A 19,619-nucleotide genomic window follows, 5' to 3' on the forward strand; every position below is an offset into this window, starting at 1 on the left:
ATAGTACGGCGAGGTAAGTACAGTGCCAGCGGTGGAAACAGAGGGGGATCTGGAATGAGCGAGGCCGTAGGCGTGGATCCGGAGCGCCTTGAGGCCTGTCTCGCCGTGCTGGCCGAGGTCGAGGCTCTGCCCGTCGAGCATCCGGACGCCGTTCGGGTGCGGCGGGCGGTGGGTGGCCTGTTCAAGACGGCGAAAGTGCAGCGCCGCCGGGATCGCCGGGAGGCGGTGCTGGCCAATGACCGGGCGGTGACCGAGGCGACGGCGACCGGGGCGCCCGGGCGGATCGACGACGAGACGGCAGGGATTCCGCTGCGGAGTTCGGTGCGCGGCGCGTCAGCCGGCGTGCTGAAGCAGGCGCGCGGCTGTTACGTGTGCAAGCAGCGTTACACCGTGGTCGACGCGTTCTATCACCAGCTCTGCCCGGCGTGTGCCGAGCTGAATCACTCCCGGCGGGATGCTCGCACCGATCTGACCGGTCGCCGCGCGCTGCTGACCGGTGGGCGCGCGAAGATCGGGATGTACATCGCGTTGCGGCTGTTGCGCGACGGTGCGGATCTGACGATCACGACGCGGTTCCCGCATGACGCGGTCCGCCGCTTCGCGGCGATGCCGGACAGTGCGGACTGGTTGCACCGGCTGCGGGTGGTGGGGATCGATCTGCGGGACCCGGCGCAGGTGGTGGGTCTGGCCGAGTCGGTGGCGGCACGCGGGCCGGTGGACATTCTGATCAACAACGCAGCCCAAACGGTACGCCGAACCGCCGGCGCCTATGCGGAGCTCGTCGCCGCGGAATCCGCTCCGCTGCCCGACGGCAAGCTTCCCGAGCTGGAGTACTTCGGTGGTTCCGCGACTCTCGGCGCGGCGTCTCCGGCGGCGGTGCTGACCGCGGCCGGCAACCTGTCCGCGCACGAGGTGACCGCTCTGGCGCTGACCGCCCGGTCGACCGCGATCGACGCGGGTGGTCTGGTGCCGGACACGACCTCGACCAACAGCTGGAGCGACCGGGTGCACGAGGTGGACCCGCTCGAGCTGCTCGAAGTCCAGCTCTGCAACGTGACAGCACCGTTCATCCTGGTCAGCCGGTTGCGCACGGCGATGCTCGCCTCGTCGTTCCCCCGCCGCTACGTGGTGAACGTGTCCGCGATGGAGGGCATCTTCGCCCGCGGCTACAAGGGTGCGGGCCACCCGCACACCAACATGGCGAAGGCCTCGCTGAACATGCTGACCCGCACCAGCGCCGTGGACATGTTCGCCGACGGCATCCTGATGACCAGCGTCGACACCGGATGGATCACCGACGAGCGGCCGCACCCGACGAAGATGCGGCTGCACGAGGAGGGTTTCCACGCCCCGCTCGACCTGGTCGACGGCGCGGCCCGGGTGTACGACCCGATCGTCCGTGGCGAGCTGGGCGAGGACGTGTACGGCTGCTTCCTGAAGGACTACGCACCGGTCGCGTGGTGACCTGACACGACAGCGGGCCGCGCCGTGATGGCGCGGCCCACATGTCGCGGGGCGAGGCGGGACGTCAGTCCTCGTACTCCTTGACCAGCGCGCTCGAGTAGTCCTTGACCTTGTCCTCGTAGGTCTTGACCGTCGAGCTCACGTAGTCGCCGTAGTTCTTGTAGTCCCCGTAGTCCTTGGACTTGTAGTCGCTGTAGTCGTGGTAGTCGCCGTAGTCCTTGGACTTGTAGTCGCTGTAGTCGTGGTAGTCGCCGTAGTCCTTGGACTTGTAGTGCTTGTTCTTGTAGTGCCCGTACGGCCCGCTGATCACCTTGACCTTGTACGGCCAGCTGTTGTCAAAGACACCGCTGAAGTCGTCCCACTGCCAGTAGTCCTGCTTGACCTCGAGGTACCAGCCCTTGCCGTGACCCGGCTTCCAGCCCCAGAAGCAGTGGAAGCGGTCGAAGGCGCCGAGCTTCTTGCCGATGATGCCGAACTTCTTGCACTGGCCGGGACCGCGGAACGGGCCGATCACGTAGTCGTCGTCGTAGTCCCAGGTCTGCACGCTGTTGCCGGAGGCGGACCCGGCCGGCGAGCTCACCGACGGGGCAGCCTGGGCCGCGCCCGTGCCGAGCATCGCACCGGCGGCCACACTCGCACCGGCGAGGGCCAGGAAACGCATTGCTTTGTTCATGTCACACCTTTTCAGGACATAACTGCCATGACGGAGTTAGCCCATCACGGCCCGCAACCCGTTCTCCGGCAAATCCGGCAAAGGTAACCGTTTGGACGATCCACCCGGTGTCCATTAAGCCCACCCCGTTAGCGGTACGAGCCCGCTGGCCCAGCAGGGCCAGCGGGCTCGCGTCTCACCGCCCTGATCGGACGGACCGTTGCCGCCGCCGATCCGGTTTCGCACCGACCTTCGGTGCCGCGACCGTTCGCCGGACCGGCGCCGGAGGCGGCTCCGAGGACACCACCGGCGGCGGGTATTTCCGCAGGATCCAGGCCTGCTGCCCGATCGCGAAAACGTTCTGTACCAGCCAGTACAGGACCACGCCGATCGGGAAGAACACACCGGAGATCAGCAGCGAGAGCGGGAACCCGTACAGCATGAGGCGCTGTACGAGACGGCCCTGCTGGTCCTGCGCCGGGCCGGTCCTGCGGATCATCTGCCGGTTGGTGAGGTAGGTGGTCGCCGCCATCACCACGATCAGCACCCCCGCGACCAGTTTGACCGTGAGGTCCGCCGTGGAGTTGAATCCGGCGACGATCGGTGCCCCGAACAGTTCGGCGTGCACCGCGCTGTCGAACTGGGTGAGCGTCCAGCCGTACAGGGTGCGCGACGACTCGCTGGTGATCTCGGGCCGCAGGTGGCGCAGCACGTGCAGCAGGCCGATGAGGATCGGCATCTGCACCAGCATCGGCAGGAAGGCGGCGAACGGGCTGACCTTCTCGGTCTGGTAGAGCTTGACCAGTTCGGCCTGCATGGTCTCCGGGTCACCGCGGTGCTTCTCCCGCAGCTCCTTCATCCGCGGTTGCAGCCGCTGAATCGCGCGCTGCGACTTGATCTGGCGGGTGACCAGCGGGAACAGTGCCATGCGAACGGTCAGGACGAGGAAGACGATGCCGAGCACCCAGGACCACGAGGTGCCGAGCGCGCCGGCGGTGCCGAGCACGCTGTGCCAGACGGCGTGCCAGAACAGCAGGATGGCGGAGATGACGGTGTAGACGACGTCCATCAGCGGACGTCCTTGTGGACAGACATGGGAACCCCTGAAGGCGAGACGGGACGAGGAAAGCCTTCAGCGGCCGGCGAGCAGGGCAGTCGCGTCCCCGCGGAACAACGCGGATCACGCCGGACAGGGGCGGATCACGCGAATCGAGGGCGGGGTTGCGGTGAGGAAGCGCTCAGGCGGCCGCGAGGGCCGCCGTGGGTCCTCGGGGCCTGGTCCGCCCGTCGGCGTCAGGGTCGCGATAGCGCGGAATCCCGGTGCGCCGCGCCCGCTCACGCAGGATCCGGCGGCTCACGCCGGGGGTGAACACGGCCGCACGCCCGCCGAGCAGCACGCTCGCGGTCAGGACGGTCACCAGCAGCACACCGGCGACCGCACCGGCGCCGAGCAGGAGACCGGTCGGGCCGGACTCGGTCAGCAGCACGCCGACCAAGCGCCACAACGCCTCCACCCAGATCACAGCACCACCCTAGCTCGGGTCCGCAAGGTCGTCGGGCAACGCACGGTACGCCGGGCGCAGCACCTCGTTGATCGGCCGGCCGTGGTGGCTGAGCGCGGGAGGGTCCAGCTGATCCAGGAGCGCGTCCGCGCGTACCCCCGAAGGTTTTTCGAAAGCCGGCGGCGGCGTCCCCCAGAATGACCCTGGATCGGCCGGGTCCACGAGTGCGACCGGTGGCGGAGGCGGTGGAGCCGGTGGACCGGTCGCCGTGTCCACCGCGACCGACTCGCGCAGCCGGCGCAACCGCATGAGCAGCTCGTCGCGGGACCGGCCGCGCCAGGTGAAGACCTCGAACGGGTCGGTCTCGAACGTCCGGGCAAGCGCGTAGCAGGTCGCGGCGAGGTGCACGCACGGCATCGGCCAGCGCTCGCAGGTGCAGTCCATCGCGACCTCGTCGAGCGAGAGCGGCAGCACCGCCAGCCCGGCGTCGGCGAAGACCGCCTCGATGCCGTCCGGCATCCGGCCGTCTAGCAGCGCGGCAACGTAACGCGCCTCGCTGACCAGGGCTTTCTCGACACGTGACCAGTCCGAGGCGCCGAACGCGCGCACCGCGACCCGGGACCGGAAGGCGGCCGGCTCGTCGGGGCCGCGGACCAGCGCGACGGCCAGGCTGCCGGAGACGGTGAGGCTGCGCACGTGACCGGCCCGCTCGTCACGGCGGCCGCGGGCGAAGGTCGGCCCCATCCGCAGGGACTCGAACATGCCGAGGAAGGCGAGGGGGAAGTGGGTCTGCTCAGTCAACGATCGCCTCCGGTGCCAGGGCGATCAGGTCGCGCAGCTCCTGGGTGGACAGTGCGCTCAGCCAGCTCTCGCCGGTGCCGACCACCCGCTCGGCGAGCACGCCCTTGTCCGCGACCAGCTGGTCGATGCGCTCCTCCAGGGTGCCGAGGCAGACCAGGTTGTGCACGTGCACGTCGCGGCGCTGCCCGATCCGGAACGCCCGGTCGGACGCCTGTGTCTCGGCGGCCGGGTTCCACCAGCGGTCCACGTGCACGACGTGGTTGGCGGCGGTCAGGTTGACCCCGGTGCCGCCCGCTTTCAGCGACAGCACGAAGATCCCGGGCTCCCCGGCCTGCTGGAACTCGGCGATCATCGTGTCGCGGGCGCCGCGCGGCGTGCCGCCGTGCAGGAACCGCACGGGCACACCGAAGCGGGCCGCCAGGTGCGGCTGCAGCATCGCGCCGAACCGCGCGAACTGGGTGAAGCACAACACGCTCTCGCCAGCGCCGAGCGCGTGGTCGAGGATCTCCTCCAGCCGGTCGATCTTGCCGGAGCGGCCGGGCAGCGGCGAACCGTCCTTGAGCAGCAGCGCCGGGTGCACGCAGACCTGTTTCAGCTTGGTCATCGCGGCCAGCACCAGGCCCTTGCGCGCCTTGTCACCCGGCTCGTCGAGGCGCTGCTTGAGGTCGTCGAGCACCGCACGGTAGAGGCTCACCTGCTCGGTCGTCATCCCGCACAGGTGCCGCACGTGCCGCTTGGACGGCAGCTCGCCGGCGATCACCGGGTCCTGCTTGGTGCGCCGCAGCAGGAACGGCCGGGTCGCCTGGCGCAGCCGGAACGCCGCGTCCTCCTCGCCGTAGCGCTCGATCGGCACGGCGAACCGGGCCCGGAACGTGTGCGCGGAGGCCAGCACGCCCGGATTGAGGAAGTCCAGGATGGACCAGAGCTCGGAGAGCCTGTTCTCCACCGGGGTGCCGGTCAGCGCGATCCGGTTGCGGGCCGGGAAGCGCCGCACCGCCTTGGCCGCACCGCTCCCGCTGTTCTTGATGTGCTGCGCCTCGTCCAGCACCACCCGGTCCCAGCTGATCGCGGCGAGCGCGTCCGCGTCGTGCACCGCCGTCGCATAGGTCGTCAGCACCAGGTCCGCGCCGTCGGCGAGCTCGGCGGGATCGTCACGGCCGGCACCGTGCAGCACCCGCACGGTCAGCGACGGCGCGAAGCGCCGCACCTCGCGCTGCCAGTTGCCCAGCACCGAGAGCGGGCAGATCAGCAGGGCGGGGCCGGCACGGTGGTGCAGCAGCAGCGCCAGCAACTGCACCGTCTTGCCAAGACCCATGTCGTCGGCCAGGCAGGCGCCCAGCCCGAGCTGGTCGAGGAAGGCCAGCCAGGAGAAACCCCTTTTTTGGTACGGCCGGAGCTCCCCGAAAAGGCCCGGCGGCGCCTCCAGCAGCTCGAGCCGCTGGTCGAGCTGCCCGGTGAGCAGGTCCGCCAGCCATCCCTCGCCCCGCGCGTCGGTCACCGGCAGCGGCAGCTCCTCGGGCGGAAGCAGCCGCATCGTCTTCAGCGCGTCACCCGCGGTCATCCGGCCGCCGCCGCGACTCAGGAAGTCCAGCCCGGCGGCGAGCCGCTGCCGGTCCAGGAACACCCACCGGCCGCGCAACCTGACCAGCGGCACCTTGGCCCGGGTCAGGTCGGACAGCTCGTCCTCGGTGAGCGTGCGCCCGCCGAGCGCCAGCCCCCACCGGTAGTCGACCATCTCCCGCAACCCGACCGCGTGGTCGCGCAGAATCGTCGAGACCGGGTCACGCCCGCGCACCTCCAGCGACAGCCCGAGGCTCGGCCGCCGCCGCCACCAGGCCGGCAGCAACACGCCGTAACCCGCCTCGTCGAGCAGCGCGGCGTGACTCAGGAAACGGTGTGCGCCCTCGGTGTCGAGCAGCATCTCGGCCGGCCGGGCCTGGCGCAGCGCCTCGCCCAGCTCCGGATAGAGCCGCGCCGCACGGCCGAGCCCGGCGAGCAGCCGCTCCTGCGGGTGCGAGGTCCAGCGGCTCAGCGGTGCATACTGATCGCGCCACACGTCGGCCGCGCTGACCAGCACACTCGGCTCGTCGGCGGCCTGCAGCAGGAACTGCAGGCGCCAGGCGTCCTCGGGCAGCGGCACGTCGTCGGGCATCACCGGCTCGTGCTCGCGCGGGTCGCTCAGCCGGAAGCAGACCCGCACCTCGGCACCGCGCGCCGCCTGCGCGAACCACGCGTCGAGCCGCCCGATCAGCTCGTCGGTGAGAGCGGGGGTGGCATCGAACTCGGGCTCACCGGTGAGCGCGGCCAGCCACCCGTAATCGCCCAGTGTCACGTCGCTCTCCGCCAGCCGGACCCGAACCAGCCCGTCGACGAGCCGGTCGAGCGCCTCGGCCATCAGATCACCGGCCCGCTCCCCCGCCACCGCGACGGCCGAGCCGGACGGCTGCTCTGCGCGGCAGGCCGGTGGCATCCGGTCGCGCAGGGCGGCGTGCCGGACCGCGTCGGAGCCGACCAGCACCGGCCGCCACCAGGCCGACGGCCGCGGGCCGGTCACCCGCACTCCCGGCAGCACCCGCCCGCGCCGGACCAGGCTCGCGGCGAACGCGCAGAGCTCGACCAACCAGGTCACCGACGGCGCGACCCGCCCGTCGAACTCGGCGACCACGTCGGCGTCGAGAAACGGCACGGTCACAGCGGGAACCAGCCACGTCCGCGGCCGGACCGTCCCGCGGCGCGGCGGAAGCCCGAGCTGCGGCGACGACAGCGGGCCCGCGCTGGTCGACGGGAGCACCAGGGAGGCCGGCGAGCGCGCCTCCCCCACCGGCAGAGCGCCGGCCGGCACGGCGAAAGGATGTTCCCGGGCCGTCCGCCGGCGTGACAGGGCCGCCTCGTCGGTCTCGGCCCACAGGCAGATCGCGCCGCCGGCGCCGAGGAAGCCGTGGAGCACCCGGACCCCGGCCGTCTCGACCGCGGCGACGGCGGCCGGAGGCGACAGAGGTTCTTTCAGCACGCCGCCGACTCTAGGCCGACCCCCCGACACTTTCTCGTCAGGCCTCGAGCGTCCAGATCAAATCGGGTGGGCGGACCCGCGCGCAGCGCGGGCCGCCATCGGCGTCGGTGAGGCCGAGGCGGGCGACCAGGACGCCCTCGCCGGCGGCCGCCCGGCGCAGCAGGTCGCCGGGGACGTCGCCGAACATCAGCTTGGCGCGGCGGAACATCGCGAACGCGTCACCGTCGACAGCGCCCCAGCTCAGGTAGAGGAACCGGGCACCCGGCCGGCCGTGCACCCACGGGCCGCCGACGTCGAGGAAGCCGTCCACCTCGCGGGTGTCGACGTCGAGGTCCCAGACGGCGCGGTCCTCGTGCACCGGCACCCGGCCGACGACCTCGCTCTTGCGCTGGACGCCCACGTGCACCCCGCCCAGCCGCAACTGCTCGCCCTGCGGGGCGCCGGGCCGCCCCGGCAGGTCGTGACCCTCGATCCTGATGCGCACGCGATCGACCCTAAGCCCTGCCCCAGATGTCGTGCGGGTGGCGGCCGGGGCGGAAACCGTACGCCTCCGCCATCGCGACCGCGTCGCGGAAGCCGTGCCCGACCGCCTCCGGCAGGTGCGCGTCGCTGCCGAACGTCACCGCGTCCCCGCCCGCGTCCCGCCACCAGCCCAGGATCGTCGCGTGCAGCGGCAGCCGCGTGTTGATCTCCAGGGCACGGCCGGAGCGGGCGGTGGCTCGCAGGGCTTCGCGGAACTCGTCCTCGAACGCCGCCGGGTCGAAGTCCCCGCCGGGCCAGAACCGCACCGCGTAGTCGATGTGCGCCAGCACCGCGAAGTTGTCGGTCGCCGAGACCAGCCGCACCACCTCGGCGAGGTACTCGCGCAGCACCGAGGCCGGGTCCCGGTACGGAAAGATCTCCCACGGCTCGGCCAGCACACCACCGTCGCGCAGGCAGTGCAGCGAGCCCAGCACCCGGTCGAACGGCCCCGCCGCCAGGATCGCGGCGAAGGTCTCCGCGTTCCAGTGCGGCTGTCCCATCTCCAGCCCGCTGAGGATCCGCAGCTCCGGGAACCGGTCGCGGCACCGCTCGATCGACTCCAGATACCCCCGCACGTCGAACGGAGGCGGCGTGAAGATCTTCTCCGGGCCGGCCAGCGCGCTGATCCGCTCGTCGGCGTACGGCCCCTCGGTCGCGATCCGCCACGACGAGTGGTCGAGGTGCTCGGTGAACGCGACCGCCGGCAGGCCGATCTCGACCGCCCGTGCGCAGGTCCGCTCCATCGAGCCCAGCGGCGCGTCCCAGGACCACTCGCTGTGCACATGACTGTCCACCGGCAGGGTCATACGTTGATCCTCGCATCAGACACGGCGGGCGGATCAATGCCGGGTTAGGGTTCGTCCATGGAGGCTGCGGAGGGGGCGCGCTGGGAGAACGGCGCGCTTCTTTTCCGGTACGCGGACCGCGCTCGCGACCTCACCGGAGTCCGTGTCCTGGCCTCCACCTTCAAGGACGACCTCAGCCTCCACGACCGCATCTGGGAGCTCCGCCGCGAGCGGCCACCCGTGCAGCGCGTCGAGTACCGGTTCGAGCTGACCCACCGCGACGGCACCCGGGAGACCGTCTGCGACCCCGCCAACCCGCACCGGGCCCCCGGCGGCTTCGGCGAATCGTCGGTCCTGGAGCACCCGGACTACCGGCCGCCGGACTGGTTCGGGCTGCCCGCCGACGGCGGCAAGTGGCAGTCCGGGGATCTGCCGGTGCGCAGGCTGGGCACGACGCTCGACATCCGCGTCTGGTCGCCCGGCACCGAGACCGGCCGGGTGCTGGTCGCGCACGACGGCCCCGACTACGACCGGTTCGGCGGGCTGGGCCACTACACCGCCGCCATGGTCGAGGCCGGGCGCGTCCCCCCGTACCATCTGGTTCTTCTGCCGGCGGGTGACCGCCTGGAGTGGTATTCGGCGGACCCGGCCTACTCGCTCGCCCTGGCCGGGGAGATCGTGCCGCATCTGCGCGCCGAACTCGGCGCCGACCGTGTCGTCGGCGCCGGTGCCAGCCTGGGCGCGCTCGCCATGCTGCACGCGCAGCGCCGCCACCCGGCCGGGTTCGCCGGCCTGTTCCTGCAGTCCGGCAGCTACTTCCAGCCGCGACACGACAGCCAGGAGTCCGGGTTCGAGCACTGGGCGCGAATCATCCGGTTCACCTCCCGCACGCTCAAGGCCCGCCGCGGCCCGGCCGTCCCGGTCGCGCTGACCTGCGGCGCGGGTGAGGAGAACCTGGCCAACAACCGCGACATGGCGGATGCCCTGGACGACCAGGGGTATGCGGTGACCTTCGCCGAGAACCCGGACGCGCACACCTGGGTGGGCTGGCGGGACACCTTCGACCCGCATCTGACCGGACTCCTGCGACGGGTGTGGCCGGACTGACGACGACGTAGTGAAGGGGAGGCGGCCGTGGCCGACGTCGAGCACACCATCGGACTGTTGCTGGGCACCGAGGACGACTGGCCGCGTGCCTACGAGTCGCTGCTGCGGCGGCTCGGCACCGTCTCCGGTCCGGACGGGCGCAGCCACCGGGCGCGGTCGGTACGCGTCACCATCGAGCCGTTCAACCTGCGCGACAAGCCCCGCCACGACCTGGTCATCGACCGGCTGGCGCACTGGTACTACCACCCTCGCGAGTGGCTCAAGAAGATCGCGCTGATGGACGACGTCTACCTGCTGAACAGCCCGTTCACGTTCCAGTCGATGGAGAAGCACGCGGCGTACTGCGCGATGATGCGGCTCGGGCTCAAGGTGCCGGAGACGGTGCTGGTGCCGTACAAGAACCCCCTGGACAACTCGCGGTGGGCGTACACGGCCGCGCGGTACAACCGGCCGTTCGACCTGGAGGCGACCGCGGCGGGGGTGGGGTATCCGCTGTACATGAAGCCGTACGACGGCGGAGCGTGGGTGGGTGTCTCGCGGATCCGCAACGAGCACGAGCTGCACTCGGCGTACGACGCGTCGGGTGAGCGGCTGATGCACCTGCAGGCGTCGGTGGAGGGATACGACGTGTTCGCGCGCAGCCTGAGCATCGGCCCGGAGACCATGGTGATGAAGTTCCGCCCGGACCAGCCGATGCACGCGCGGTACGAGGTCGACCACAACTTCCTCTCCGAGTCCGCCGGAGACGAGGTGGTGACCGTGTCCCGGCTGGTCAACGCGTTCTTCCGGTGGGAGTTCAACTCCTGCGAGTCGCTGGTACGCGGCACCGACGTGCACCCGATCGACTACGCCAACGCCTGCCCGGACGTCGCGCTCACCTCGCTGCACTACTACTTCCCCTGGGCGATGACCGCCCTGCTGCGCTGGACCGTGTTCTGCGTGGTCACCGGGCGCAAGCCGCGTCTGGATACCGACACGGCCGACTACTTCACGATCGCCGACGACCCCGGCCTCTCGTACGCCGACAAACTCGCCGGTTACCGCCGCCTCGCCGACGCCTACTTCGAGGTCGACCGCTACCGGGAGTTCTGTGACCAGCACCTGAGCACCGTCGACGAGATCGTCTACGACTGGGTGACCTCCGAGGAGTTCCGCTCGCTGACGCGCGAGACGGTCCGCGCGATGTACCCCGTGCACGAGCACGAGAAGTTCCTCGCCCACTTCGGCGGCCTGATCGACGCGTGGATCCGCGACCAGGGGCGTTGACTGGGCAACACGCCTGCAATAAACATGTCTCCATGTCTCTATGGGAGCGCTCCCGGATCATCGGCATATCTGCCGTACTACTGACGCTCGGCGCAGCCGCGCCGGCACAGGCCGACGAGGTCGAACAGGTCGTCAACGGTGGCTTCGACGGCACCGCCGACCCGTTCTGGACCAACGCCGGCATGACCATCGACATCTCCAGCGGCGCGGCCTGCGTCGACGTGCCCGGCGGGACCACCAACCGCTGGGACGCCGCTGTCGGGCAGAACGACATCGACCTGGTCGCCGGCGAGACCTACCGGTTCAGCTTCGACGCGAGCGGAGACGCGGGCCACGTGGTCCGCGCGATCACCGGCCTGTCCGTCGCGCCGTACGACACCTACTTCGAGCAGTCGCCCGTCCTCGGCGCCACGCAGCACTACGAGTACACGTTCACAGTCGGTGCCTCCACCGCGCAGGGCCAGGTCGCCTTCCAGGTCGGCGGCAGCCCCGACCCGTGGCGGTTCTGCGTGGACAACGTCTCCCTGGTCGGCGGCGTCCCGCCCGAGGTCTACGTGCCGGACACCGGCCCGCGGGTCCGGGTCAACCAGGTCGCCTACATCCCGGACGGCCCGAAGGCCGCCACGCTCGTCACCGACAAGACCACCGCGGTGCCGTGGGAGCTCAAGGACGCCACCGGCCGGGTCCTCAAGAAGGGCCAGACCAAACCGTACGGTGTCGACGTCTCCTCCGGTCAGAACGTGCACACCATCGACTTCGGCGGGTACCGGCGAGTTGCGGCAGGGCTCACCGTCACCGCGGACGGCGAGACGTCACGGCCGTTCGACATCGGCGGGAACGCGTACGAGAAACTGCGTACCGACGCCCTGAAGCTCTACTACACGCAGCGCTCGGGCATCGAGATCCGCGACGACCTGCGCCCCGGGTACGCCCGCCCGGCCGGTCACGTCGACGTCGCCCCGAACCTGGGTGACGGCAACGTGCCCTGCCAGCCCGGCGTCTGCGACTACAACCTGGACGTGACCGGCGGCTGGTACGACGCCGGTGACCACGGCAAGTACGTCGTCAACGGCGGCATCTCGGTGTGGGGCCTGCTCAGCGAGTACGAGCACAACCGCGGCGCCCGCAAGCTGAACCTCACGATCCCGGAGAGCGGCAACCGCACCCCGGACATCCTGGACGAGGCACGGTGGGAGCTCGACTTCCTGCTGAGCATGCAGGTGCCGTCGGGTCACCCGTACGCCGGAATGGCTCACCACAAGATCCACGACGCTGCCTGGACCGGTCTCCCGCTGCTGCCGCACCTGGACCCCCAGCTGCGCGAGCTGCACCCGGTCTCCACCGCCGCGACGCTGAATCTCGCCGCGACAGCGGCGCAGGCCGCGCGCCTCTACAAGCCGTTCGACGCGGCCTTCGCGAAGCGCGCGCTGGCCGCCGCGAAGACCGCCTACACCGCGGCCAAGGCCAACCCGGCCCTGCTCGCACCGGTCACCGACGGCACGGGTGGCGGCGCCTACAACGACGACAAGGTGACCGACGACTTCTACTGGGCGGCCGCCGAGCTGTTCCTGACCACCGGTGAGAAGACGTACGCCACCGACATCCTGGCCTCGCCGGAGCACAACGCCGACTCGTTCGGCCCGGTCGCCTTCGACTGGGCGGCCACCGGAGCGGCCGGCAAGATCGACCTGGCGCTCGTTCCGAACAAGCTGCCCGGCCGCGCGAAGGTGCAGGCCCAGGTGGTCGCGGGTGCCGACAAGTACCTGGCGCTCCAGCGCGCCCACGCCTACGGCGTCGGTTACGCGCCGACCAACAACGTGTGGGACTGGGGCTCGGCGAGCATCATCGCGAACAACCTGGTGGTGGTCGCGGCCGGGCACAAGCTGACCGGCAAGGACCGCTACCGCGACGGCGTGCTGACCGGCCTCGACTGGTTCTTCGGCCGCAACGCGCTGAACATCTCCTACGTCACCGGGTACGGCGAGGTCTCCGCGCAGAACCAGCACAGCCGCTGGTACGCCGCGCAGCTCGACCCGAACCTGCCCCACCCGCCGGCCGGCACCCTGGCCGGTGGTCCCAACTCGTCCATCCAGGACCCGCTCGCGCAGCAGAAGCTGACCGGCTGCGTCGGCCAGTTCTGCTACATCGACGACATCCAGTCGTGGTCCACAAACGAGTTGACGATCAACTGGAACGCGGCGATCGCGTGGGTCAGCGCGTACGTCTCTGAGATCAGCTGACATCGGGCCGGGCGGGGTCTCCCCCGCCCGGCCTCTCAGGCCGCCAGCGCCGGGTAGTCCGTGTAGCCCCGGTGATCGCCACCGAACGCCGTCCGCAGGTCCGGCGTGTTGAACGGGCCGCCCGCCGCCAGCCGGGCGGGCAGGTCCGGATTGGCCAGGAACGCCGCACCGAACGTGATCACGTCGGCGGTGCCGTCCTCGATCAGCGCGAGCGCCTCCGGCCCGGTCCGTTCCGGGTGGGTGTTCGGGTTGAGCAGCAGCGCCGACGGCCAGGCCGCGCGCAGCCTGAGCGTCAGCTCCCGGTCCCAGCTCTCTCCCACGTGCAGGTACGCCAGCCCGAGCGGCGCCAGCCGGGCCACCAGCGCGGGATAGAGCTCCTCGACCTGCTCCTCGGCGATGTCGTTGTAGGTGTTGCCGGGCGAGATCCGGATGCCGGTCCGCTCGGGACCGATCGCCTCGGACACCGCGGTCGCGACCGCCACACCGAACCGGATGCGCCCCTCGATCGAGCCGCCCCAGCCGTCCGTGCGCAGGTTGACGTTGCTGGAGAGGAACTGCTGCACCAGGTAGCCGTTCGCGCCGTGGATCTCCACGCCGTCGAACCCGGCCGCGATCGCGTTGCGAGCCGCCGCAGCGAAGTCGTCGATCGTCTGAAGGATCTCCTCCTCGGTCAGCGCCTTGGGCACCACGAAGTCGAGCAGGCCCTCGCCGGTGTACAACTGGCCGGCCGCGCGGACCGCCGACGGCGCCACCGGGATCAGGCCGTCCGGCAGCAGACTCGGGTGGCCGATCCGCCCGGCGTGCATCAGCTGGGCGAAGATCACGCCGCCCTCGGCGTGCACCGCCTCGGTCACCCCGCGCCAGGCGGCGACCTGGTCGGCGGAGTGCAGGCCGGGCGTGTTCGTGTAGCCCTGCCCCACCACCGAGGGCTGGGTACCCTCCGTGATGATCAACCCCGCACCGGCACGCTGCGCGTAGTAGGTCGCGGCCAGGTCGGTCGGTGTGGCACCCGGGCCATAGGCCCGGCTTCGCGTCATCGGGGCCATCGCGATGCGGTTGGCCAGCTTGGTGCCGCTGAGATCGTACGAGTCGAAGGCTGTCGCCACGTCGTGGTCCTCTCTGGATGCGATCTAGGCGGGAGTGAGGCGGATGACCGGCAGGACCCGGTCGGTCTTCTCCTGGTACTCGCCGAAGCGCGGCGCGTCCCCGGTGATCCGACGCCAGGCGCGCTCGCGGTCCGGGTCGTGCAGCTGCTCGGCGGTGACGTCGACGGTGTGCCCACCGCTGAGCACCCGCACCTGGCCGGGGTTGGCGGCGAGGTTGTGATACCAGGCCGGGTTGCCGGCCGAGCCCGCGCTGGACGCGACGATCAGCCAGCCGCCGCCCTTCTCCGGGAAGCCGCGGACCGGGGTCTGCCGTTCCGCGCCGGTGCGGCGGCCGACCGTGATCAGGACGATGGTGTCGCCGGTGCCACCCTTGCGGGCGCGCCGGACCACCCGCCGGTTGAACCACGCCAGGAACCATCCCTTGGGCTGACGGGCGCCCCTGGTGCCGGCCCGGGTGTCGAAGCTCATCCCAACCTCCATGACGTACCGAATAAGTTCGCGCCGCGAACCAAACTAGTTCGTGGCGCGAACTTGTGCAAGGTATGCTGACGCTGTGATCCACGACCAGGGTTTCGGGTTCCGTCTGGTCGGCTTCTCCGCGCTCGTGCAACGCCGGCACGCGCAGATCTGCGCCGACCACGACCTCACCCCGGCGCAGGCCCAGCTGCTCTGCATGCTCAGGGACCAGCCGCGCGGCATGTCCGAGCTGGCCGGACTGCTCGGCCTCGCCAAGCCCGGCCTCAGTGGCCTGGTCGACCGCACCGAGCGCCGCGGCCTGGTCCGGCGCGAGACGCCCAGCCACGACCGGCGGGCGGTGCTGCTGCACACCACGCCGCAGGGTAGGGAGACCGTCGAGGCGCTGTGGACCGACGTCGGTGCCCGCCTGCCCGACATGTTCCTCGGCCTTCCCGCCGCGGACCGGGCGGACTTCGAGCGCATCGTCACGGCGATCGTCATGCACCCGGGGTCCTGCGGCCCCTGCTGACCGGGAGGTCGTCATGAAGGCTGTGCGATTCGCCGCGGCGCTCTACACGCGGCGCCTGGACACCCTCTTTCACGGGTACGTCCGACGCGATCCGATGGCGCTGCTGCGACTCGCTCCCGGGCGCCGGGACCCGTACTCGATCTATCGCCAGATACGTGCCGGCGGCGATCTCGTCCACACCCGCCTCGGCAACTACGTGACGGCGAGCCACCCGGTCTGCAACGCGGTTCTGCGGGACCGGCGGTTCGGGGTCCGGGCGGCCGAACTGACCGGGCGGGCCACACCGGACCAGCAGGTGGACATGTCGTTCCTGGACCGGGACCCGCCCGACCACACCCGGCTGCGGCGCCTCGCCCAGCCCGCGTTCAGCCCGCGCCAGATGACCGGGTACCGCGCACGGATCGAACAGCGCGCCGGCGAACTGCTCGACCGGACCGGCGCTTTCGACCTGGTCAGCGCGTACGCGGCACCGCTGCCGATCGCCGTGATCACCGACCTGCTGGGCGTGCCGGACGCGGACGCCGACCGGTTCTCCCGGCACGGCGCCACGATCGGCGGCGCTCTCGACGGGATCCGCTCACTGCGGCACGGCGCCCGGCTCAAGGCCGCCGGCGACGAACTCGACGACGTCTTCGCCAAGCTGTTCGTGCTGCGCCGCACCGAGCCCACCGACGACCTGGTGAGCCGCATCCTCGCCGCCGAGGGCGATCAGATCCGCTCGGCGGAGCTGCTGCCGATGTGCCGGCTGCTGCTCGTGGCCGGATTCGAGACCACCGTCAACCTGATCGGGAACGCGGTCAACGCGCTGCTCGACCACCCGGAACAGTGGGAGGCACTCTGCGCGGACCCGGCCGGACTGGCCGAGGCGGCGGTCGAGGAGACGCTGCGGTGGGACCCGCCGGTGCAGCGGACCGCGCGGTGCGCGCTCGAGGACGTCGAGGTCGCCGGGCGTACGGTTCGGCGCGGCCAGTTCGTGGTGACCCTCCTCGCGGCGGCCAACCGCGACCCGGCCGTCTTCGCCGACCCGGACCGCTTCGACATCCACCGCACGCCGGAGGCCGACCACCTCGCGTTCTCCAGCGGCATCCACTACTGCGTGGGCGCGCCGCTGGCCCGCCTGGAAGCGGCGACCGCGCTGCGGGTCCTGGCCGAGCGGATGCCGGGACTGCGGCGGGCCGGTGCCGTCCAGCGCCGCAACGCCGGCATCATCCGCGGCCCGATCCACTTCCCGGTCGACGCCGGTCAGCCGGTGCTCAGCCGTGCGTCCGCAGACCGAGCAGATCGCTGAGACCGGTGACCCGCAACTGCCGGTCCACGAAGTCGCTCGGGTTGCGCACGGTGAACCGGCAGCCGATGTTCCGGGCCGCCTCGTGGCCGGCGATCAGCGCGCCGATGCCCATCGAGTCCATGAACGTCACGAACGTCAGGTCCACGATCATCTGACGGGGCCGGCCGCGCTGCAGGGCGCCGAGCAGTGAGCTGCGCACCCCGGCCACGGTGGCGGCGTCCAGGCTGCCGCGCACCTCGACGACGATCGCGCCGTCCGCCTGCCGTCGTGTCGTCATCGCGGCCTCGCCCATGAGCCCTCCGGACTTCGGCAACTGCCCGTTTTGTCCACCGTACAACTCCCCCAGCACACCCCGCAGGCTGCCGCGCGGCGCGGCGATCAGAGCGCACAACGCGTACGCCTCATGGGGTTTTCATCCACGGAAGGTCCGCCGCGGCAACTCGGGTGACCGGATTCGGCGCATCGCGCCGATCATCTTGCGGCGCCGCACGAGCCTCGGCGAACGTGACAGAACGGCGGCGACGCGGCCGCCTTTGGGGGGAGGCGCGGCCATGGCAGCATCCGGCATCTTCGCAACCCGCGACGTCGGCTCGCTGATCACCGAGACCAGCGAAGAGGGCACCACACTCAAACGCGCGGTCAGCGCGAACCAGCTCACCGCCATGGGCGTCGGCGCGATCATCGGCACCGGCATCTTCGTGGTGATCGGCGAGGGCTCGTCGATCGCCGGCCCAGCGGTGATCCTTTCCTTCGTGCTCGCGGCCGTTGCCTGCGCGTTCTCCGCTCTGTCCTACGCCGAGCTGGCCTCGTCGATCCCGGTCTCCGGCAGCGCGTACACCTACGCCTACGCCACCCTCGGCGAACTCGTCGCCTGGATCATCGGCTGGGACCTCATCCTCGAGTACGGCGTATCGGTCGCGGCCATCGCGGTCGGCTGGGGCGGCAACCTCAACGCGTTCCTCGACGCCGCCTTCGGCTTCGCACTGCCGGACGCCATCGCCACCTCACCCGAGGACGGCGGCGTGTTCAACCTGCCGGCCGTCTTCATCGTCCTCGCGATCACGCTGCTGCTGGTCCGCGGCGTGACCGAGAGCGTACGCGTCAACCTCATCATGGTCGTGATCAAGCTGACCGTGCTGGTCTTCTTCATCGTGGTGGCGTTCGCCAACTTCAGCACCGGCAACTTCAGCCCGTTCGCCCCGGCCGGCGTGGACGGCATAACCGCGGCCGCGGCGATCATCTTCTTCGCCTACATCGGCTTCGACGCGGTCTCCACCGGCAGCGAGGAGGCGCGCAACCCGGCCAAGGACCTGCCCATCGCCATCCTCGGCTCGCTGATCATCTGCACGATCTTCTACGTGCTCACCGTGGTCGGCGCGATCGGCATCGCCACCCCCGAGCAGATGTCCGGCAGCGACGCACCGCTCGCCACCGCACTCGACGAGGGCGCCGGCCTGGGCTGGGCGGCCGCGATCCTGGCCCTCGGCGCGGTCGTCGCCATCACCAGCGTCGTCCTGGTCATCTTCTACGGACAGACCCGCATCTTCTTCGCCATGTGCCGCGACGGCCTGCTGCCGCGCCGCCTGGCCGCGGTCAACCAGAGGTACGGGACTCCCGCACGCCTCACCATCATCCTCGGCGTGCTCATCGCGATCCTGGCCGCGCTCGTGCCTCTCGGCACCATCGTGGAGCTGGTCAACATCGGCACGCTCTTCGCCTTCGTCCTGGTCAACATCGGGGTGATCGTGCTGCGCCGCACGCGCCCGGACATGCCCCGACCGTACCGGGTGCCGTGGTCGCCGGTGCTGCCGATCATCGGCATCGCGTTCGCGGTGTACCTGATGTCGGACCTGCCCTGGGACACCTGGATCCGGTTCATCGCGTGGCTCGTGGTCGGGCTGCTGATCTACGCGGTCTACGGATACCGGAACTCGCGCCTGCGCCGCGGGGATGTGGATTCTCCGGGCCCAGGGCCTCGTAAGGACGGTGACGAGTCATGACCGGGCCGGTGATCGTCGGAGCCGACGACAGCGCGACCACCGGTGATGCCCTCGCTCTGGGCCAGTGGGCCGCCACCACGCTGGACGTCCCGCTGATCGTGGCCGTGGTGCATCCCGCGCCGTCAGCCATCGGCTCCGGCCGCGTGGACGCCGAGTGGATCGCCGACCGCCACCAGGCCGCCGAGCGTGTCCTGGCTTCGGCACGGGCCACTCTGGGCGATCCGCCGAACGTCGACTACCGCGTCGTCGCCTCCTCCTCCGCCGCGCACGGCCTGCACGACCTGGCCGAACACGAGAACGCGGTGCTCCTGGTTGTCGGCTCCCGCTCCACCGGCCCGGTGGCTCGCCTCTTCGCCGGCAGCACAGCCGAGCGCCTCCTGGCCGGCAGCGTCTGCTCGGTCGCCGTCGCGCCCGCGGGCATGACCATCGCACCCGGCAGCCACGGGCGGATCGGCGTGGCCTACGTCGACACCCCCGACGGCCGCGCCGCCCTGGCCACCGCCGCCCGCCTGGCCCGCCGCACCCACAGCCCGCTGCTGCTGGTCACCGTCGTGGCCCGCGCCGACGCCGCCGTTCCCTTCATGCTCGGCACCGACGCCGAACGCGCCTTCCTCGACACGGCCCGCGAGTCCTACGAAGACGCCCTGCGCAAGGCCGCCGACTCGGTTCCCGACGTTGACGTCAGCTGGGAACTGCGCTCCGGTGACGTCGTCGAGACCCTCGCCGACCTGGCCGACGTGGACGTCTTGATCTGCGGCTCGCGGGGTTACGGCCCGGCCCGGCGCGTCCTGCTCGGCGGCGTCTCCACCCGCCTGCTGCGCCGAGCCTGCCGCCCCCTCATAGTCGTCCCCCGAGCCGACTAACCTCCGTGTGAAGTTCCGCCCCACTCCG

At 70.9% G+C, this 19,619-nt stretch carries 18 protein-coding genes; 8 read left to right on the forward strand and 10 right to left on the reverse strand.

The annotated features are described in order from the left end of the window. Positions 1–54: 54 nt before the first annotated feature. Positions 55–1,464, forward strand: a complete 1,410-nt coding sequence (locus tag AB0M02_RS37870) for an SDR family NAD(P)-dependent oxidoreductase (RefSeq protein ID WP_364236163.1) — start codon at positions 55–57, stop codon at positions 1,462–1,464. Positions 1,465–1,528: 64 nt separating this feature from the next. On the opposite strand, the gene AB0M02_RS37875 is transcribed toward AB0M02_RS37870, so the two are convergent. The 7 genes from AB0M02_RS37875 to AB0M02_RS37905 all read right to left on the reverse strand — a co-directional run bounded on the left by AB0M02_RS37875 (position 1,529) and on the right by AB0M02_RS37905 (position 8,757). Beyond that, a complete protein-coding gene (locus tag AB0M02_RS37875; protein WP_364236166.1) occupies positions 1,529–2,137 on the reverse strand; it encodes a hypothetical protein in 609 nt (202 codons plus the stop codon). 175 nt (positions 2,138–2,312) lie between these two features. Further along, the gene (gene yidC / locus AB0M02_RS37880; RefSeq protein WP_364236168.1) at positions 2,313–3,185 is read right to left on the reverse strand and encodes a membrane protein insertase YidC; all 873 of its coding nucleotides are present in this window, start codon (positions 3,183–3,185) and stop codon (positions 2,313–2,315) included. Positions 3,186–3,354: 169 nt separating this feature from the next. Beyond that, positions 3,355–3,639 (reverse strand): DUF6412 domain-containing protein, encoded by a 285-nt coding sequence (locus tag AB0M02_RS37885; protein ID WP_364236170.1) that lies wholly within the window; start codon positions 3,637–3,639, stop codon positions 3,355–3,357. Positions 3,640–3,648: 9 nt separating this feature from the next. After that, positions 3,649–4,419 (reverse strand): hypothetical protein, encoded by a 771-nt coding sequence (locus AB0M02_RS37890; protein ID WP_364236172.1) that lies wholly within the window; start codon positions 4,417–4,419, stop codon positions 3,649–3,651. Further along, a complete protein-coding gene (locus AB0M02_RS37895; protein ID WP_364236174.1) occupies positions 4,412–7,429 on the reverse strand; it encodes a DEAD/DEAH box helicase in 3,018 nt (1,005 codons plus the stop codon). The genes AB0M02_RS37890 and AB0M02_RS37895 overlap by 8 nt, the downstream gene beginning before the upstream one ends. A 37-nt stretch (positions 7,430–7,466) precedes the next feature. Next, positions 7,467–7,913 carry a DUF5990 family protein gene (locus tag AB0M02_RS37900; RefSeq protein WP_364236177.1) on the reverse strand — a complete coding sequence of 149 codons (447 nt, stop codon included), beginning with the start codon at positions 7,911–7,913 and terminating at the stop codon, positions 7,467–7,469. Between the two features lie 10 nt (positions 7,914–7,923). After that, positions 7,924–8,757, reverse strand: a complete 834-nt coding sequence (locus AB0M02_RS37905) for a PHP domain-containing protein (RefSeq protein ID WP_364236179.1) — start codon at positions 8,755–8,757, stop codon at positions 7,924–7,926. Positions 8,758–8,814: 57 nt separating this feature from the next. On the opposite strand from AB0M02_RS37905, the gene AB0M02_RS37910 reads away from it, so the two are divergent. From AB0M02_RS37910 to AB0M02_RS37920, 3 genes are read left to right on the forward strand one after another with little or no spacing between them, the layout of a single operon-like run. Then, entirely contained in the window at positions 8,815–9,843 is a 1,029-nt protein-coding gene (locus AB0M02_RS37910) for an alpha/beta hydrolase-fold protein (RefSeq protein WP_364236182.1), read from the forward strand. Between the two features lie 27 nt (positions 9,844–9,870). Then, a complete protein-coding gene (locus AB0M02_RS37915; protein WP_364236184.1) occupies positions 9,871–11,109 on the forward strand; it encodes a hypothetical protein in 1,239 nt (412 codons plus the stop codon). Positions 11,110–11,141: 32 nt separating this feature from the next. Then, the gene (locus AB0M02_RS37920) at positions 11,142–13,349 is read left to right on the forward strand and encodes a glycoside hydrolase family 9 protein (protein ID WP_364236186.1); all 2,208 of its coding nucleotides are present in this window, start codon (positions 11,142–11,144) and stop codon (positions 13,347–13,349) included. A gap of 35 nt (positions 13,350–13,384) precedes the next feature. Here the strand turns inward: AB0M02_RS37920 and AB0M02_RS37925 are convergent, their stop codons facing one another. Together AB0M02_RS37925 and AB0M02_RS37930 are read right to left on the reverse strand one after the other, a co-directional pair. Next, entirely contained in the window at positions 13,385–14,455 is a 1,071-nt protein-coding gene (locus AB0M02_RS37925; RefSeq protein ID WP_364236188.1) for an alkene reductase, read from the reverse strand. Positions 14,456–14,479: 24 nt separating this feature from the next. After that, positions 14,480–14,923: a nitroreductase/quinone reductase family protein gene (locus AB0M02_RS37930; protein ID WP_364236190.1), complete on the reverse strand. Its 444-nt coding sequence runs from the start codon at positions 14,921–14,923 to the stop codon at positions 14,480–14,482. Positions 14,924–15,008: 85 nt separating this feature from the next. On the opposite strand from AB0M02_RS37930, the gene AB0M02_RS37935 reads away from it, so the two are divergent. Together AB0M02_RS37935 and AB0M02_RS37940 are read left to right on the forward strand one after the other, a co-directional pair. Then, the gene (locus AB0M02_RS37935) at positions 15,009–15,440 is read left to right on the forward strand and encodes a MarR family transcriptional regulator (protein ID WP_364236193.1); all 432 of its coding nucleotides are present in this window, start codon (positions 15,009–15,011) and stop codon (positions 15,438–15,440) included. Positions 15,441–15,453: 13 nt separating this feature from the next. Beyond that, positions 15,454–16,728, forward strand: a complete 1,275-nt coding sequence (locus AB0M02_RS37940) for a cytochrome P450 (protein WP_364236195.1) — start codon at positions 15,454–15,456, stop codon at positions 16,726–16,728. Here the strand turns inward: AB0M02_RS37940 and AB0M02_RS37945 are convergent. Continuing rightward, positions 16,694–17,119, reverse strand: coding sequence for an STAS domain-containing protein (locus AB0M02_RS37945; RefSeq protein WP_364236198.1), 426 nt, complete (start codon positions 17,117–17,119; stop codon positions 16,694–16,696). The two genes, AB0M02_RS37940 and AB0M02_RS37945, sit on opposite strands and share 35 nt — an antisense overlap. A 160-nt stretch (positions 17,120–17,279) precedes the next feature. Between AB0M02_RS37945 and AB0M02_RS37950 the strand changes: the two genes are divergently transcribed. Continuing rightward, complete coding sequence (locus tag AB0M02_RS37950) at positions 17,280–18,728, forward strand: amino acid permease (protein ID WP_364236201.1); 1,449 nt, start codon at positions 17,280–17,282, stop codon at positions 18,726–18,728. Then, positions 18,725–19,591 carry a universal stress protein gene (locus AB0M02_RS37955; protein ID WP_364236203.1) on the forward strand — a complete coding sequence of 289 codons (867 nt, stop codon included), beginning with the start codon at positions 18,725–18,727 and terminating at the stop codon, positions 19,589–19,591. The genes AB0M02_RS37950 and AB0M02_RS37955 overlap by 4 nt, the downstream gene beginning before the upstream one ends. The last annotated feature ends 28 nt before the right edge of the window (positions 19,592–19,619 follow it).

This window comes from Actinoplanes sp. NPDC051861 (assembly GCF_040681145.1).
In the GTDB taxonomy this organism is placed as follows: Bacteria; Actinomycetota; Actinomycetes; order Mycobacteriales; family Micromonosporaceae; genus Actinoplanes.